Annotated in this window: 14 protein-coding genes; 4 read left to right on the forward strand and 10 right to left on the reverse strand. The window is 47.6% G+C overall.

Annotated features, from left to right (window positions below; all coding sequences use genetic code 11):
* Positions 1-70: 70 nt before the first annotated feature.
* The 6 genes from cyoE to Q4Q46_RS05645 all read right to left on the reverse strand — a co-directional run bounded on the left by cyoE (position 71) and on the right by Q4Q46_RS05645 (position 5,642).
* A complete protein-coding gene (gene cyoE, locus Q4Q46_RS05620) occupies positions 71-1,003 on the reverse strand; it encodes a heme o synthase (protein WP_311905456.1) in 933 nt (310 codons plus the stop codon).
* Between the two features lie 13 nt (positions 1,004-1,016).
* Positions 1,017-1,358, reverse strand: a complete 342-nt coding sequence (cyoD, locus tag Q4Q46_RS05625) for a cytochrome o ubiquinol oxidase subunit IV (protein WP_011787512.1) — start codon at positions 1,356-1,358, stop codon at positions 1,017-1,019.
* Complete coding sequence (gene cyoC / locus Q4Q46_RS05630) at positions 1,358-1,978, reverse strand: cytochrome o ubiquinol oxidase subunit III (protein WP_006079490.1); 621 nt, start codon at positions 1,976-1,978, stop codon at positions 1,358-1,360. The genes cyoD and cyoC overlap by 1 nt, the downstream gene beginning before the upstream one ends.
* Before the next feature lies 1 nt (position 1,979).
* Positions 1,980-3,959 (reverse strand): cytochrome o ubiquinol oxidase subunit I, encoded by a 1,980-nt coding sequence (gene cyoB / locus Q4Q46_RS05635; RefSeq protein WP_006079491.1) that lies wholly within the window; start codon positions 3,957-3,959, stop codon positions 1,980-1,982.
* Positions 3,960-3,961: 2 nt separating this feature from the next.
* Entirely contained in the window at positions 3,962-5,065 is a 1,104-nt protein-coding gene (cyoA, locus tag Q4Q46_RS05640) for a ubiquinol oxidase subunit II (RefSeq protein WP_311905457.1), read from the reverse strand.
* 187 nt (positions 5,066-5,252) lie between these two features.
* Positions 5,253-5,642 (reverse strand): hypothetical protein, encoded by a 390-nt coding sequence (locus Q4Q46_RS05645; RefSeq protein ID WP_311905458.1) that lies wholly within the window; start codon positions 5,640-5,642, stop codon positions 5,253-5,255.
* Between the two features lie 624 nt (positions 5,643-6,266).
* Between Q4Q46_RS05645 and Q4Q46_RS05650 the strand changes: the two genes are divergently transcribed.
* Together Q4Q46_RS05650 and Q4Q46_RS05655 are read left to right on the forward strand one after the other, a co-directional pair.
* Complete coding sequence (locus tag Q4Q46_RS05650; protein ID WP_311905527.1) at positions 6,267-9,890, forward strand: bifunctional diguanylate cyclase/phosphodiesterase; 3,624 nt, start codon at positions 6,267-6,269, stop codon at positions 9,888-9,890.
* 97 nt (positions 9,891-9,987) lie between these two features.
* Positions 9,988-10,464, forward strand: a complete 477-nt coding sequence (locus tag Q4Q46_RS05655; protein WP_311905459.1) for a cytoplasmic protein — start codon at positions 9,988-9,990, stop codon at positions 10,462-10,464.
* Between the two features lie 89 nt (positions 10,465-10,553).
* Here Q4Q46_RS05655 and Q4Q46_RS05660 read toward each other — a convergent pair whose 3' ends face one another.
* From Q4Q46_RS05660 to Q4Q46_RS05675, 4 genes are all read right to left on the reverse strand, one after another.
* On the reverse strand, positions 10,554-12,056 hold the full coding sequence (locus tag Q4Q46_RS05660) for a DUF3300 domain-containing protein (protein WP_311905460.1): 1,503 nt from the start codon (positions 12,054-12,056) through the stop codon (positions 10,554-10,556).
* A 148-nt stretch (positions 12,057-12,204) separates the two neighbouring features.
* Complete coding sequence (locus Q4Q46_RS05665) at positions 12,205-13,569, reverse strand: ATP-binding protein (protein ID WP_311905461.1); 1,365 nt, start codon at positions 13,567-13,569, stop codon at positions 12,205-12,207.
* Positions 13,562-14,257 carry a response regulator transcription factor gene (locus Q4Q46_RS05670; RefSeq protein ID WP_006079500.1) on the reverse strand — a complete coding sequence of 232 codons (696 nt, stop codon included), beginning with the start codon at positions 14,255-14,257 and terminating at the stop codon, positions 13,562-13,564. Before Q4Q46_RS05670 ends, Q4Q46_RS05665 begins: the two co-directional genes overlap by 8 nt.
* Positions 14,258-14,259: 2 nt before the next feature.
* The gene (locus Q4Q46_RS05675) at positions 14,260-14,562 is read right to left on the reverse strand and encodes a PepSY domain-containing protein (protein ID WP_311905462.1); all 303 of its coding nucleotides are present in this window, start codon (positions 14,560-14,562) and stop codon (positions 14,260-14,262) included.
* Positions 14,563-14,921: 359 nt separating this feature from the next.
* Between Q4Q46_RS05675 and Q4Q46_RS05680 the strand changes: the two genes are divergently transcribed.
* Together Q4Q46_RS05680 and Q4Q46_RS05685 are read left to right on the forward strand one after the other, a co-directional pair.
* Positions 14,922-15,866 carry a choice-of-anchor H family protein gene (locus Q4Q46_RS05680; protein ID WP_311905463.1) on the forward strand — a complete coding sequence of 315 codons (945 nt, stop codon included), beginning with the start codon at positions 14,922-14,924 and terminating at the stop codon, positions 15,864-15,866.
* Positions 15,867-15,946: 80 nt separating this feature from the next.
* The gene (locus tag Q4Q46_RS05685) at positions 15,947-16,420 is read left to right on the forward strand and encodes a peroxiredoxin (RefSeq protein ID WP_311905464.1); all 474 of its coding nucleotides are present in this window, start codon (positions 15,947-15,949) and stop codon (positions 16,418-16,420) included.
* The last annotated feature ends 12 nt before the right edge of the window (positions 16,421-16,432 follow it).

Consider the following 16,432-nt stretch of genomic DNA (forward strand, 5'->3'; position numbering starts at 1 on the left):
CTATATAGTTGTGCTTAATAAAAAAGCGCTAACCTAGGTTAGCGCTTTTGTTTTTGAATAAAGGTTATGTTTATCGCACTAAGGTAAACAGTGGGGTTTGACTGACCGCTTGAAAATCCAGCGCCATGGTTACACTGAGTGCTGTGATGGTAATAATTGAAAACCCAAACACTTGGCGAGCCCAGCGTTGCATGTCGACGCCGTGGCGATAACCTTTTAATGCCATGGCAAGCCACCACAGGCTGGTGGCACAGGTGACCGCCATAAAGGCGATACCTGTGTAACCCGCGAGTGGCAACAGTGCACTGACTAAGGCGAACACGGCAATATAAAGCACGATATGCAGTTTTGCTTTGGTCATGCCTTCTGCCACTGGCAGCACAGGAATATTGGCGGCCGCATAGTCATTAAAACGGAAAATCGCGATGGCGTAAGAATGTGGCATCTGCCATAGACTGAACATCAACAGCAAAATAGCTGCACCTATGTCCATTTGCCCTGTCACGCTGCAATAGCCAACCACGGGCGGTACTGCGCCCGAGAAGCTGCCAACCAAAGTGCCATACACAGAGTTACGTTTCATGTAGAGGCTATAAACCCCCACATAGACTATGTAACCAATAACGGCAAATAGCAGGGCTAATGCATTGGTAAACAAGGCTAAGATGCTAAAGCCCAACACGCCTAAGGCGAGTCCAAACGCGAGTACGTTACCCACGGCAATTTCGCCCGTGACGGTCACGCGTTTGCTGGTTCGCTGCATCTTGGCGTCGATATCACGGTCAATACAGTTATTGATTGCGCAACCCGAGGCTACGACCAAGGACAATCCCACTAAGCTCGCCAGCATCAAGACCAGATTTACGTCGCCTTTGGCGGCTAATAAAAAACCGCCAGCAACGGAAATCAGATTCCCGAAAATGATGCCAGGCTTAGTAACCTGCACATACCCTTTGAAGCGTGCTTTCCATTGCGGTGACATAAATCTGTCTTGTATTTGCATAGACTGTTTCTCGTTACATCATCAAAGCGTTGGCTTCGAGTATGATCCACACCGACAAGCCTACTACCATGACAATAATCAGGGCGGTAAACAGGAAGGAGAAGGTGTTCACTTTGCCTTCTTTCGAGAAATCTAAGTGCAAGAAGTACTTAAGATGTACCACTATCTGCACTATCGCCATTACTAGCACTAAGCTAAGGGTGGTCGCTTTCTCGAAGTGATGGGTCATTACCGCCCAAAACGGAATGGCGGTTAATACCACTGACAGCACAAAGCCCATTAGATATGACTTAATGCTCGCGGCCAGATCGTCAGTGCCATGGCTAGGCTTATCAGTATGACTATGTGCGCTCATTAAAGTGCTCCCAATAAATACACGACCGTGAATACACAAATCCACACTATGTCGAGGAAATGCCAGAACAAGCTTAAGCAGCTCAGGCGGGTGATGCTGCGATTACCTAAACCAGTTTTCGCCACTTCAATCATCATTATCGCCATCCAAATCAGACCTGCGGTCACGTGCAAGCCGTGCATACCGACCAGGGTGAAGAAGGACGACAGGAAAGCGCTACGCTGTGGGCCATTGCCGTGTTCAATCAGGTGATGGAATTCATAGACTTCCATCCCGATAAACACACAACCGAGGGCGAAGGTGACGAGTAACCAAGCCAAGGTCGCGGCTTTGTTGTGGCGCTTAGCAAAAATCAACGCCATGCCATAGGTAATACTACTAACGAGCAGGGCGGCAGTTTCAATCAGCACAAAGTCCAATTCGAAAATGTCTTTACCCGAAACGCCACCGTCCGTGTTCATGTAGAGCACGGCATAGGTTGCGAAAACCGAGGCAAACAAAATGCAGTCGGTCATCAGGTAAATCCAAAAACCAAACAGAGTGTTGCCACTGGTGTCATGGTGTTCGTGGTGATCTTCTGCGTGAGCTACTTCTAAATCTGCTGGGATTGCAATACTCATATCAGCCCCTTACTACATTGTTTAAGTGGGCATTTTCAATGCGAGCCACTTCATCGGGTTGCACGTAATAGTCGACGTCATTGTTATAAGCACGGAACAGGAACACCACGAAAGCGCCCACTAAGCCCACAATGGCTAACCACAGGATGTGCCAAATAGCGGCAAAACCAGCGGCAGTGATCCCCAGCGCCATTAAGATACCGCTTGGGGTATTTTTCGGCATATGGATAGCTTGGTAGTGTTTTTGACGTTGATAAGCCACGCCTTTTTCTTTCGCATCGGTAAAAGCATCGATATCAGCAACCTGTGGCAGCTTAGCGAAGTTATAGAACTGTGGTGGAGAAGCGGTTGACCACTCTAAAGTATGACCATTCCATGGATCGCCCGTGGTGTCGCGGTTTTGGTCGCGGTCACGGATACTCACATACAGTTGGATAAACTGCAGAATGATACCGACCATGATGATACAAGCACCCACGGCGGCTAAGTAGATCCACACGTTCCACGCTGGGTTATCAATGTGGTTGATACGGCGCGTCATACCCATAAAGCCCAGTACGTACAGCGGCATAAAGGCTACGTAGAAACCGATTTGCCAGCACCAGAATGACGCTTTACCTAAACGCTCATTCAAGTGGAAACCTGTCGCTTTAGGGAACCAGTAAGCAAAGCCTGCTAAGTAACCAAATACCGCACCACCAATAATAGTGTTATGGAAATGCGCGATTAAAAACAAACTGTTATGTAGGACGTAGTCGGCACCCGGTAAGGCTAATAACACACCTGTCATACCGCCTATGGTGAAAGTCACCATAAAGCCTAGTGTCCACAACACAGGTACCGTTAAACGTAGGCGGCCACGGTAGATAGTGAACAACCAGTTAAACAGTTTTACCCCGGTTGGAACCGCAATCACCATAGTCATCACCCCGAAGAAGGCGTTGACGTTGGCACTTGAGCCCATGGTGAAGAAGTGGTGTAACCAAACGATGAAACCTAGAATTGAAATCGCACCACTCGCCCACACCATAGAGGTGTAACCGAACAGACGTTTAGAGGTAAAGGTTGAGATCACATCGGAGAAAATACCAAAAGCAGGCAAAATCAGGATGTAAACTTCAGGATGTCCCCACGCCCAAAACAGGTTGATATACATCATGGCGTTACCGCCACCGTCATTGGTGAAGAAGTGGAAGTCCATGTAACGGTCGAGTGTCAGCAGGGCTAACACAGCGGTTAAGATTGGGAATGACGCGACGATCAATATGTTCGCCCACGTACAAGTCCAAGTGAAGATTGGCATTTGCATCAGCTTCATGCCTGGGGCACGCATCTTCAGTACGGTGGCGATAAAGTTCACCCCGGTTAAGGTCGTCCCTATGCCCGAAATCTGCAGTGCCCAGATATAGTAATCGACCCCAACCCCCGGACTGTAAGCCAGCTCTGAGAGGGGTGGATACGCCACCCAACCTGTTTTAGCAAATTCACCTAAACCCAATGAAATATTGATCAACACAGCGCCAGAGGCGGTAAGCCAGAAGCTGAGGTTGTTCAAGAATGGGAAGGCAACGTCGCGAGCACCAATTTGCAGCGGCAACACTAAGTTCATCAGACCTATCATAAATGGCATCGCCATAAAGATAATCATGATCACGCCGTGGGCGGTGAAGATTTGGTCGTAATGTTCAGGCGGCAGATAACCTGCGGCGCCGTTGGTGGCGAGTGCTTGCTGGGTACGCATCATAATGGCATCGGAGAAGCCACGAATGAGCATCACCAAAGCTAACACTATGTACATGATACCGAGGCGTTTATGGTCAACTGAGGTTAACCAGTCGTTCCAAAGTACGCTCCATTTTTTGTGTTTAGTGATCAAGGCTGCGATATACAAACCTACCACTGCGACGACCGCTAAGGTCACCATGATGATAGGCTCGTGATACGGAATCGCATCTAAGCTTAATTTACCGAGAAATGACATGATTACTCCGCCTCCACTTGTTGAGTGGATGAGTGCTCTAAGGATAAAGGTTCTGTGGATGAGTCCTGTGTTGATGACGGTACAGAAGGTGTTGAGCTATCCATGTCGGCCATGTTCTGTGTATTTTCCATCGCGTGCTCGCCTGCCATATGTGCCATGTCGTGCATACCTTTCATGTCTGCCATGTCAGATGTGTGCTCAGTGCCCATAGGTTCCATGCCTGCGTGCATGTCCATTCCTTCGTGACCTTTCATGCCGTCATGTGAGTCCATGTGCATGTATTGCATCACGATTTGGTCAAACATCCCTTTGCTCACTGAGCCAAAGTATTCAACCGGATTGTATTCACTCGGTTTAGCCAGTGTGGCGTAGGCCGCTGAGTCCAATGTCTTGCCCTGTTGTTTTAACTTGGCAACCCATGCCTCGAAGTCGGCAGGTGTCTGAGTGGCAATCGCTTTAAACTTCATGCCCGCAAATCCGGCGCCGCTGTAGTTAGCCGAGATACCGTCGAAGGTGCCTGGCTCGTTAGCGATTAAATGCAATTTAGTGGTCATGCCCGCCATAGAATAAATCTGGCTGCCTAACTGAGGGATGAAGAAGGAGTTCATCGCAGTGTCAGAGGTAATCTTAAAGTTCACTGGCACATTGGCAGGGAACGCCAACTCATTGACCGATGCCACGCCTTGTTCTGGGTAAATGAATAACCATTTCCAGTCCAGCGACACCACTTCAACCGTGACGGGTTTAGCTTCGTGATCTAAAGGTTTGTATGGATCAAGATCATGGGTCGAACCCCAAGTGATCACACCGAGCACTATTACGATCACAATCGGCACTATCCACACTACGGTTTCAATCGCTGTTGAGTGTGCCCATTTAGGCGCATAGATTTCCTGATCACGGCCATCGCGATATTTCCACGCGAAGTACAATGTCATGGCAATCACAGGGATAACAACAATGAGCATGAGTAGGGTGGCGACGATAATCAGGTGTTTTTCATCGATACCGATTTGGCCCTTAGGGTCCAACACACCGCCATCACAACCCGCGAGCATGAATGCTACTGCCGCGATTGCCGCTTTACTTAATTTTCGAATTAACAAAGGAAGATTCCTCTAACCCTAAGGTTTACAACTCTGCCAAGCGTGAACCGGCAGTCGCACTAAGCGGCGTTATCTGAGCGCAAATCCTGAGACCCAAGAGGCATGACACAAAATGTGCCGCCATCCCGACGAAATCGAAGATCCGCTTTCAGCGCTTAATGCTTAATTTGAATTTAAAAACAGAGTGTTAAAATGGCGGAGCGCGACAACCGTGGGCGGTATGTTCGAGGGATTTTAGCCTTGGGGGTGCTAAAAAAAGTGAAGCGTTAGTTAAATCGAGATGATTGAAAAATTTGAAGCAGCAGTCGATTAAATGCCATAACTGCAGAATAACGAGGGGGTTGAGCAATAATAGACTGAGCAGACTGGCGCCGATAAACTCGACTAAAAAGCCATTGCTGAGGCTGATTAATTCACTAATATCGATACAACCGCCGATCAACACGGATAAAACGTCAGCAATAGGCAGCACAAACAATAACCCGAAAAACAGGGTTAGATTTGTCATGCTAAAGGTTGAAAGCCGAATAGTTAGGTTCAATCTTTCAGCAATGAATTGGCTAAGAGCTAATTTCAATTAACGGGTCCGGTTGAACGGGAAAGGGAGTCAGTTGGCAGAACAAAAAATATTCAGCATGCAACTTTTTTATGCGGCAGGAGGATACCAAGAAGCGGCTATTGAATGAAAGCGGATCCCCGCGGTAAAAGGGCTTAAGCGTTAAAAAAACCTTAATTAAAACCAAATAAAATCAATAAATTTACAAAATTAACCGAAATTTAACTGATTTGATTCTCATAAAATAAAAATGTGTGAGGCGCTTCATTTATTCGTTTTGGCTAAAGTTGATGTGTTGGCGACGGTATGGCGTGGATTAATGCCATCATAAGCATGTGGGTTTTAGCCAACAGTCGCTTTTATCGCATACGAATGACACTGCTGTTTACCCTTGCTCGCCGAACATTTTTGCATGCTGATTTTTGATGCGAGTTAAGTTTGGTTAAGCGGATTTGAGATGGGCATCTCAAATAAAAACATCAAGTTAAAACAATTATTGTGTCAGTCATTTACGCTATTTACATTAGGTAAAACGATTATTAGACTGTGATTTTATCACTGCCCAGATATCTACTTGAGATTGCGTTAACGAGTAGGGCATTATGATTCTGAATATTGTAACTATGGCAGTTTAAAGGATTACACATAAAGTCAATTACCCCATACCTTAAGGTAAACATTTTCATCGCCTTAGCTTACATCATTGTAGGTAAATTAGGCTTGATGATTGCGTTGCCACCAGGATATTCAGCTGCCATTTGGCCTGCCGCAGGGATTGCCATTGCTGCCTGTATCCTGTGGAAAGAGTATGTCCCTTGGGTTGGCGTGTTTATTGGTTCCCTGCTGATCAACATCAATATTGGCGGGCATATCCATTGGGGCTGGTTACCCTTTGCTATCTCGATTGGGTCTTGCATACAGGCTGTGCTTTCTGCCCATGTTCTTGGGCGAGTCGATCATTTATTCACCTTAGATAATCCTAATACCGTCATTAAATCCTGCTTGAGCTTAGCCTTAACTTGTATTGTGGCGACCGTTTTTGGCAACAGTGCCTTAGTGATCAACGGTACGATTCCACCATCTGATTTATTGGGGAGTTTAATAAATTGGTGGACGGGGGATTTGCTCGGCGCCGTGATCTTTATTCCTTTGACTATGTTGTTATTTGATAAGCGAGCTATCTGGCGTGCTCGCCGCATTCAGACGGGTGTTCCCCTGCTGGTGGGCTTTTTATTCTGCGTGGGGATTTATTACTACTCGGATATGAACCAGCGCCAACAGTTGCAGGATAAGTTTCAGATCCAATCCAATGCAGTGATTAGCAATATTGAAAGTTTTCAAGAGGCTAACCTGCAGCAAATCGTCGCCCTAGCGAGCTTATTCGATAATAGCGAGCAGGTTTCTGAGGATGAGTTTGTGCAGTTTGGCAAACGTAACATGCTGCAGCAAGATGGCTTTAGAGCTTGGTCTTGGTCGCCGTTAGTGGCGGCTGCCGATCTGCCCAGTTTTGAGGCATCGACCCGCTCAGCCATTGGCGGCCCTTATAAAGTCACGCGGCCTCAAGGCTGGCAAACTAATACCGATGGCTGGTTAGTGCCTGTGATGTACATTCAGCCACTCATAGGTAATGAAGCGGCATTGGGATTAGATCTCAATAGTGAACCAATACGAGCCGCTGCCATTGCTAAAGTGCGCGCGACCTTAGTGCCTGTGATGACGGCGAAGATCCAATTAGCACAAGATCCCAATGGCCCAGGTGGCACCTTACTTCTAGCGCCCTCGTTCGATCGGCTGGGTAAAATCTCAGGATTTTGTTCAGCTGTGATTGATTTGCAAAGCATTATTAATGATGTTGAGAGCGTAAAGGGATTGCAGTGGAAACTCTCCGACATGAGTGCGGGCGGTGCATTGCTTTATAGCAATACCCAGAAGTCGTTTCCCGCGTTTAGCAGCAAGTTATTTAGCGATAAAACCGGCCAGTATTTTCAAGCAAACCTGATGCTAGCGGATCGGCATTGGCACATAGTGATTTATCAATCCTATGCTGTGCTGATGGGCGATACTTTTAGCTTATCGCTACTTATGCTGCTCCTCGCCTTTATCACCTGTGCTGTTGTGGGTGGTATGACGCTGGTTTCCTCCGGCGAGCGCCAACGTATTGCCGAGAAAGTGACTGAAAAAACCATGGCCTTGTCGAAGGAAATTGCCCGCCGTCAGGCTTTTCAGGCCACCTTGGTACAAAGCGAGCAAAGATATCGTAACTTGTTTGATAAGGCGCCTGTAGGGCATGTGCTTAAACGTTTAGATGATGGTCAGTTTGTGGCGATTAACCCCGCATTCGAAGCCATGACGGGTTACTCACTCGATGAGTTAAATCAGCTCGACCCTTGGGATCTCACGCCAAAGCGTTATCAATTAAGTGAAACTGAGCAATTAGAGCGCCTAAAGCAAACGCGTCGTTATGGCCCCTATCAGAAGCATTATGTTCATAAGAATGGCCAGTTAGTGGCAGTGCGCCTTAATGGTGCGTTAGTCACAGGTGCCGATGGTGAACAGCTTATTCTCTTTATCGTTGAAGATATTACCGAGCAGGAGCGCACCGTTGCGCGGGTAAATCTATTGGCGCAGGTGTTCCAGCAGAGTGGTGAAGGCATCACTATCATGGATGCCAACGACATTATTGTGGATGTGAATAGTGCGTTTTCTCAGATAACCGGTTATTCCCGAGAAGAAATCATTGGTAAAAACTGCCGCTTTTTAGAGGCCGAGCGTACCGACAAAGGTATCGATCCTCAAGTGCGTGCTGCCCTAGAACAAACAGGTTTCTGGCAAGGTGAAGTTTGGGACAGGCATAAGCATGGTTACGATTTCCCTAAATGGTTGATGATGTCTGTGGTGCGCGATGACGCAGGTGCGGTGAGCCATTACATCGGCAGCTTTACCGATATCAGCGAGCGTAAAGTCAGTGAGGAACGGATTCATTTCCTCGCCCACCATGATTCTTTGACGCTACTGCCTAATCGACTCAGCTTGCAGTCGCGCCTCGAAGTGGTATTCAGGGAGGCGCTGGCATCCGACAGCCAAATTGCTGTGATGTTTATTGACATGGACCACTTTAAAAATATCAACGACACCTTGGGCCATCATGTGGGCGATCAACTGTTGTTAGAAGTTGCGCGTCGTTTGAAAAACATCGTTGGTGATACTGACACTGTGGCGCGTCTGGGTGGCGATGAGTTTGTGGTTGCCTTATCTGATACGAACCATGATGAGGTGGCCAGTTTAGCCGAGGCGCTGCGCAGTGGTTTGAGTCAAACCTATATCATTAATAATCAAGCATTACATTCATCGCCGAGTATAGGCATCAGTTTGTTCCCGACCGATGGCGACAGTGTTGAAGCCTTGATGAAAAACGCCGATATGGCCATGTACCGCGCCAAGGCTGCGGGGCGCAATAACTATCAATTCTTTACTGCGGCGATGAATACCTTGATCACTGAGCGCCAGCAAATTGAAACTGGCCTCAGGCAAGTGCTCGCTAACGATGAATTACGACTACATTATCAGCCACAAATTGATATCCGTACTGGGCAAGTGGTCAGTGTCGAAGCCTTAGTGCGCTGGCAACATCCCGAATTTGGCATGGTAGCGCCAGACCGCTTTATCCCCATTGCTGAAGAGATCGACATGATCATTCCTATCGGCCAATGGGTGTTAGAAACCGCGATGGCGCAGCTTGCCGCTTGGCGCGCTGCGGGTGCGACCGAGCTGCGAATGGCGGTGAATCTGTCGGCACATCAACTCCGCAAAGATAGCATTGTCGCCGATATCACCAATGTGCTTTTAAAGCATAAGTTAGGCAAAGGTGCATTGGAGCTCGAAATCACCGAGAGTGTGGCAATGCAATATCCTGAGCAGAATGCGCGCCTGTTAGCGGAATTGCGCCAGCATGGTATCGAACTTGCGATTGATGATTTCGGTACGGGTTATTCCTCGTTATCCTATTTGAAACTCTTGCCCTTAGACAGATTGAAGCTCGACCGCTCTTTTGTGAAGGATATTGAGAGCGACCCGAACGATGCTGCTATCAGTGCTGCGACCATTTCTATGTCCCATGAGTTGGGGTTAACTGTGGTGGCCGAAGGGGTTGAAAACGAGGCGCAATTGGTATTATTGTCGAGCATGGGGTGCGACTTAGTGCAAGGGTTTTACTTTAGTAAACCCTTAGCGGCAGAAGAGTGTTTCCGCTTTATCCAGCGTAATTTATAACGGCAGAGTATTGTTGTTTTTCTAATGCTGGCGCAGAGTTGGACTATACTTGAGTTCGCATTATGTATGCGTTAATCGAAATACTAAGGATGGTTTTATGCAAGTCATCTTCACCAAAGGAACCCAGCGTTATGGTCAGTTGCGCTGCGTGCGCATGGACGGTAGTGCGACCCAAACCCAAATGCCAGAACAGGGCATTGCTCCCCACGATATGATTCATTATGTGGTTGAAAAACGTCTGCATATTCAAGGGGCTTTCTTTTCGCAGGTCAGAGCTGGCGCCGATATCAGCTTTACCTTAGAGCATAATGAAACCTCTCGCGCCATCGCTGATAAAACGGAGGTGTGGCAAACCGAATCCATAGTTGAGACCTTGCAGTCGCTACTCTGGTCGGGCGAAACGCCAACCTATGACGGCTTTATTTATCTGTTAGAACAAGCCTGTAACAGCCGCGACCTAGCCGTTCCAACCGTCAGCCAATCGGACTTTGAACATATTCTTAATGAGATTATGGATCTGAGTATCGAATGGCAGGGCATGGGTGAAGGTCAGTCCCTGACCTTAAAGTTTTAAGCGGCTTAAAAATAAGTCATTTAACAACTAATTAAAACACAAAGAGCGCAGTTAACTGCGCTCTTTGTGTTACTGCGGCCATAGTGGGATTATTCCCTATGACGGCGTTCTTGGCTTTGAGTTGAGCGGCCTTGGTTATGTTCTACCGAGCGAGCGGTTTGCGCATTTTGGCGTGGCTCACTTTGTCTCACTCTTACGTCTTCGCGTTGTCTCGGCGCCGCTTGCCTTGGTTGTTCAATACGTTGCGGTTCTGCGCGTCTTATCTCAGGTCGTGGCGTTTCAACTCTTGGGGTCGCAGTCCTTGGATTTTCTTGCCTTTGTGGCTGCGTCCTTTGTTGATCGACATTACGCGGCTGCGATTCACGATTTTGGTATTGCCTTTGCTGCGGCTCCCTCGATGGTATTGGCTTTGACTGCACGGGTCTCGATTGCATGTCATTACGATCCTTGTGAGTCGGCGTTTGTACCATAGCCGCGGTGCGACGTTCCTTTAACTCGGCCTGCGTTTTTTGATAACTCGGTGCGCGGTTATCACGTTCACGGCTGGCGTTGTGATAGTCCTTATTGTCACGACTCTTATAACCCTGATTACTCATATTACCCTGATTGCTATGGGTATCTTGGCGTTCTTTTGACTTCGAATATTGGCTATTGAAGTGTTGCTTGCTGCCGCTAGAGTATGAATCTCTACCGCGATACTTATTTTCGTTGTAATAGCGTTGCTTCACGACGGGGTTGTGGTAACTCACGCCGCGTCTATGTTCGGGTTTATGTTTCCAAGGCTGGGCACCATAGCTGACAGTGTATCTTTCACGTGGACGATAGCGGTGTGAATGGCGATAGTCGATCACGACCACTTTATGGTTGTGCCAGTGGAATGAACTGAAGAAGTAATTAAAGGAAATATGGATGCCAGGTGACCAGTAGAAATGATTATGGCTTGGACGATAGGGATAGCCAGCATAGCCGCCAAATTCCCAATAAACCGGTGGATAAGCCACACCCCAGCGCCATGTGCCATAAACCACACGCGGATCGTAATAGGGCACGTAGACGATTTCTCGCTTAACGGGTTCTATGATGATCTGATTGTTGGCGCGGGTGATCGCCATGTTATCCATGTCTGCTAAGCTGTTCGCTTTATCAGCCTGCTGCCTTAGGGATTGAATGCTGTTCATCACTTGGCCTTCATCTTCTAAGAAGGCTTCACCGAGTCTTTGAGTCCAGTCGAGATCTTCACTCATTTTTTGCAGCAGCGTCGGAAAGGCCAGTAAAGCTTTGACGCTCGGGTCCCAATCTTGATCTTCGGCCTTCGACATCAGTTGATCGACCGATGATTTGGGGCGCTGGGTTAACCAACGTTGTGCCTGCACGATTTCGAGTGGATAAGTTGAGGCAATAAGTATGTGGGTCAATAAGCTATCGGGATACAGGGCAATAGGCGCCAGCATTTGTTCGAGTTCGGCTTGGCTTGCCGCAGCGCTCGAGCCTTGGCTCACAGATACGCCCGCAGCTTGGGCTGTGGTAGTGAAAGGCAAGGCCACTAATGCCGCCGTTAACACTAGCCAATTCCATCGATGTTGTCTGTTCATGGTTTGCTCCAATAATCCTGTTCGAGGATGTTATGGGCATCATAGGTGTTTGAATATGAACATAAGCTGAAAGCATTTTGCGGTTAAAAAGTAATTTTTAACCGCAATTTAGGTGGGAATTTAAATCTATGGTATTGAAACTAAATCATTAAATTGAGTGCATAAAGCTGATGCTGAACTTGGCGCCGCCCAAGGTTTCTGAACGTGAGACTGAAATTCTGCCGTTATAGCTGTCGACTAAATCGCGCACGATCGCAAGCCCAATACCATTACCCTGAAGATAGGAATCGGCGCGAATACCGCGTTCAAAGATTTGATTTTGCAGTGCTTCACTGATCCCTAGCCCATCATCTTCGATGCAGATCAGCAATTGATAGGCATCGCCGGTCACGGTTAATTTAACTGTGGACTTTGCCGCTTTGCAGGCGTTGTCGAGCACGTTACCGAGAATTTCCGTGAGATCCGCTTCATCACCTTTGAATACTGCTGCTTCTGCCATCTCGCCGCTGAGATTGATTTGCGGCTCACGATAAATCTTAGCTAAGGTGCGTAATAACTTAGCGGCGACGTCATCGACGCGAATCCCTAAATGCCACGAGGCTGCCGCTGCCGTTTGGGCGCGTTTCAGCTGGTGGCCAATAATGCGGCTGATCACCGACACTTGCTCGCTGGAGGCTTCGCTTAAGTCGGCCTGACTCTTGATCACCGCCAGCGGTGTTTTGAGGCTGTGGGCAAGATCGGCCAAGGCATTACGATAGCGTTTGCGCTGGGTTTGTTCGGTATTGAGCAAAATATTGAGTTGCCGCGCAACCGCTTGTAGTTCAGTGGGGTACTGACTACTTAGCTGCATAGACTTACCTTGCTCGACGGAATGTAATTCTTGGGTAAAGCGTGCCAATGGCCGCAGCGTCCATACTAGCCAGCTCAGTTGGAACACCAGCATGACGAACATGAGGATCAGCAGCCAAGTCCAAAGCTGTTGGTTAAATTGATCGATTTGCTGCTGAAATTCGCGCTCGTCCTTAATGATGTGAATCGTCACGGGCACGTTTTGATTTTGACTGGCAAAACTGACGCTAAAGCTATAAATCAAATGGGGTTGTTCGGCGAGCTCGATTTGCTCAAAGGCACTTTGACCCGTTGCTGGGATGGTAAAATGCGGCGGTGGCACCATGCCCATAAAAGATTGCGAGTGCCACACGATCGTTTGTTTGCCGCTGGCATCTTCAGTGGTCGTAATGGCATACAGCCCTGATTGAATGAGGTTAAAACGATTTTCGAGTACTAATTCTGGGATAGAGATTTGTTTATTCTCGACTTCAGTCACCGCGAGTATCGAATAGACATAGGCGCTGAGTTCATTTTTGGTCGCGCTTTTAACTTGTTCGGTAAAGGCATCGTTTAAGGCAACGCCGATCAAAGGTAATAACACTAAGATAAACAATAGCGCGCTAATCACTAAGCGCGCTTTAAGGGAGTTCAATACTTGCCACACAATGGCACGTTTACTCATCGGCAGTGGGCTCGGGCGTTAACGCTTTTAGGCGATAACCTTGGCCGCGCAGGGTTTCAATCAGGTTATATTGATTATCAGGATCGAGTTTTTTACGTAACCGGCGAATAAAAACTTCGATGACGTTTGAATCTAAATCAAAATCCTGATCGTAGATGTGCTCCGTCAATACGGTTTTAGATTTCACTTCGCCCTGATGCAGCATAAAAAATTCGAATAACTTGTATTCAGAGCCGCTGAGGTTAACCAGTTCTTCACCCTTACGCACTTCTAAGCTGCTGGTATTCAAGCTAAATGGGCCGTTATAAATTAAAGGGCTGGCTTTGCCGGCAGAGCGACGGATCAGGGCTTTGAGCCGCGCGACCAGTTCTTGGGGATGAAAAGGTTTCGTCAGGTAGTCGTCGGCACCGGCGTCGAGTCCTTCTACTTTATCTTGCCAACTGTCCCTCGCGGTTAAAATCAGGATTGGGAAGTCGCGTTCCTGTTCGCGTACGCTACGGATAAGCGCGATACCATCGAGTTTAGGCAAACCGACATCGATGATCGCCGCATCATAGTTGTATTCGAGTGCTTGAAATAAGCCTTCTTCACCATCGCTCGCCACATCGATACTGTAATGGGCGTCGAGCAGATGTTGTTTTAAGTTCGCTTGCAGTTCTAAATCATCTTCAACCAATAACAATCGCATAGTTAGTTCCTCGACACTCGGCCAGATGCGGCATCCACTGAGACAGAAAACACTTGGCCGTCATTATTGAGGAGCTTAACCCGATACCCTGAGCCGCTGGATTGCACGCTCAGTACCTTGCCTTGATATTGGCGTTGCACCATAGCCACAGCTTGATCTGGGCTATTGACCGCCAGACGGCGTTGCTCATTCTTCGCATTTTGGCTGCGAGACTGAGTGCGATCATCCTGTCTATCATTGCCTGCCATGCTGCCAAAGGAGGCGAATAAGCAAGCGACTAGGGCCAATGTCAAACCAAGTTTCATATCTGGTACCCGCAATGTTCGGTGATCTTAAGTTAATGAATGAGATGGATAACTTATCGAGTCGACTAAGAATACCTCATCACCTTAACAAACACATAGAGATCAGCCAATTGGTTGGCACAATTCCATCAAAATTAACTTTGGTAGTCATTTTGTTATGCGTGACAGAACTGAAGCTCTGTCAGCGAGTCTATTCCTATGCTCGCATTCAATATGCCCTAGTGTCGGCTAATCCAGATGAACTAAGGCTGAACGTATTTTTACGTTAAAAAACACTAAATGTTGATGTTCAGCTTATGTTCACCTTCATTGCACTTTAATGGCTCCAATTTGAACGGGTTATCCATGGGGTATTCAAGATGAACACACTCAATAAACAAGGTATGGCAGCCACAGTTAACGGTCATTTCATTAAAGCGACGGCCATTGCCGCGCTGTTTTTAGCGTCCTCCGCTGTTAGCGCTCAGCCCCGCGAACTAGAGTCATCGCAAAGCTTAACGCCATTTACTGCGGCCAGTGTCGGCATTGCCAAAAAAGCCGAAAACAGCGAGCAAGCGGCCGAGCAGGAACAGCAAGCTTTAGCCCTGTTACAACAAGCGGCGCCAGCAAAAAATGTCACTGAAGCTGCCGCTGCGGCCGTTAAATCCTTGGCGCCCGTATTATCGGCCAAATCGCCGACGGCAAACCGCGTGCAACTAATGGGCGCCTCGCCGATGACGCGTGAGCAAGTCACTGCGAAACATGCGAGCCAAGGCATACCGAGTTCGAGCGCGACCAGTGAAGATCCCTACCGCGCCCCTGTGTATCACAGCTTTTCGATTTTTGATGCCAGCAGCCGTTTGTTCGAAGACTTTGACTACGATGGATTTTATCAAACTTTTAGTGTGACCTTCGACGTCGATGTAAACGGCGCCTATCTTAATGATAGAGCCGACTTATTTGCTGAGCTGTATCTCAGTCGTAATGGCGGCCCTTGGGTGCATTACTACACCACAGACGTGTTTACTATTTATGGCGATTCAACACAGGACGACTATGAAGTGCTGACTACGCTCTACACGGGTTATGCGACGGATCACTATGATGTGTTGATTGATGTGTATGAAGTGGGTTACAGCGACATTGTCGCGACCATCAGTGCCGATGAAACCGATAGTTTGTATGCCTTGCCGTTGGAAAGTAGCGACCGAGACCGAGAACCTGAAGTTATAGTTGTCGAAGAAAGTGGTGGTAGTTTATCGGTATTGGGTCTGTTATTCCTCGGTTTGTGTGCCGGGCTGCGGATGAATCGCACTCGCGCCTAATCACCCTTATTTCTCTCTGTGTTTATCTCAGGTAAATAGGGCTAGTATGGACAGGTTAATTTAACTCAATGGAGATAAACATGATTGCTCAAGGTCAAACATTACCAGCCGCCACATTAAGCCAACTGACGAAAGATGGCATGGTTAATCACCAAGTTACTGAACTGTTTGCTGGTAAAAAAGTGGTATTGTTTGCTGTACCCGGTGCTTTTACTCCGACCTGTTCTGAAGCGCATTTACCTGGTTATGTGGTATTAGCCGATCAATTTAAAGCGAAAGGCGTGGATTTGATTGCCTGTGTATCAGTGAATGATGCCTTCGTGATGAAAGCCTGGGGCGAAGCGCAAAATGCTTCTGAATTGATGATGTTAGCCGATGGCGATGCTAGCTTTACTAAAGCGTTAGGCTTAGAAATGGATACAGCTGGTTTTGGTGGCGTGCGTTCACAACGTTACGCCATGATCATAGATAACGGCGTAGTGACTCTGCTGAATGTTGAAGAGCCAAAGGCTTTTGAAGCCAGTAAAGCTGAAGTTGTTTTGGCTGCTATCTAAGCGTATTTAAGA

The organism is Shewanella vaxholmensis (assembly GCF_031932135.1).
In the GTDB taxonomy this organism is placed as follows: domain Bacteria; phylum Pseudomonadota; class Gammaproteobacteria; order Enterobacterales; family Shewanellaceae; genus Shewanella; species Shewanella hafniensis.

What these genes read in the sequence shown, in the direction of transcription:
- Q4Q46_RS05660 (WP_311905460.1), bottom strand. Translation starts at nt 12,056, where the DNA reads ATGAACAGACAACATCGATGGAATTGGCTAGTGTTAACGGCGGCATTA.
- Q4Q46_RS05655 (WP_311905459.1), top strand. Translation starts at nt 9,988, where the DNA reads ATGCAAGTCATCTTCACCAAAGGAACCCAGCGTTATGGTCAGTTGCGC.
- Q4Q46_RS05675 (WP_311905462.1), bottom strand. Translation starts at nt 14,562, where the DNA reads ATGAAACTTGGTTTGACATTGGCCCTAGTCGCTTGCTTATTCGCCTCC.
- Q4Q46_RS05680 (WP_311905463.1), top strand. Translation starts at nt 14,922, where the DNA reads ATGAACACACTCAATAAACAAGGTATGGCAGCCACAGTTAACGGTCAT.
- Q4Q46_RS05665 (WP_311905461.1), bottom strand. Translation starts at nt 13,569, where the DNA reads ATGAGTAAACGTGCCATTGTGTGGCAAGTATTGAACTCCCTTAAAGCG.
- cyoE (WP_311905456.1), bottom strand. Translation starts at nt 1,003, where the DNA reads ATGCAAATACAAGACAGATTTATGTCACCGCAATGGAAAGCACGCTTC.
- Q4Q46_RS05685 (WP_311905464.1), top strand. Translation starts at nt 15,947, where the DNA reads ATGATTGCTCAAGGTCAAACATTACCAGCCGCCACATTAAGCCAACTG.
- cyoC (WP_006079490.1), bottom strand. Translation starts at nt 1,978, where the DNA reads ATGAGTATTGCAATCCCAGCAGATTTAGAAGTAGCTCACGCAGAAGAT.
- cyoB (WP_006079491.1), bottom strand. Translation starts at nt 3,959, where the DNA reads ATGTCATTTCTCGGTAAATTAAGCTTAGATGCGATTCCGTATCACGAG.
- Q4Q46_RS05670 (WP_006079500.1), bottom strand. Translation starts at nt 14,257, where the DNA reads ATGCGATTGTTATTGGTTGAAGATGATTTAGAACTGCAAGCGAACTTA.
- cyoD (WP_011787512.1), bottom strand. Translation starts at nt 1,358, where the DNA reads ATGAGCGCACATAGTCATACTGATAAGCCTAGCCATGGCACTGACGAT.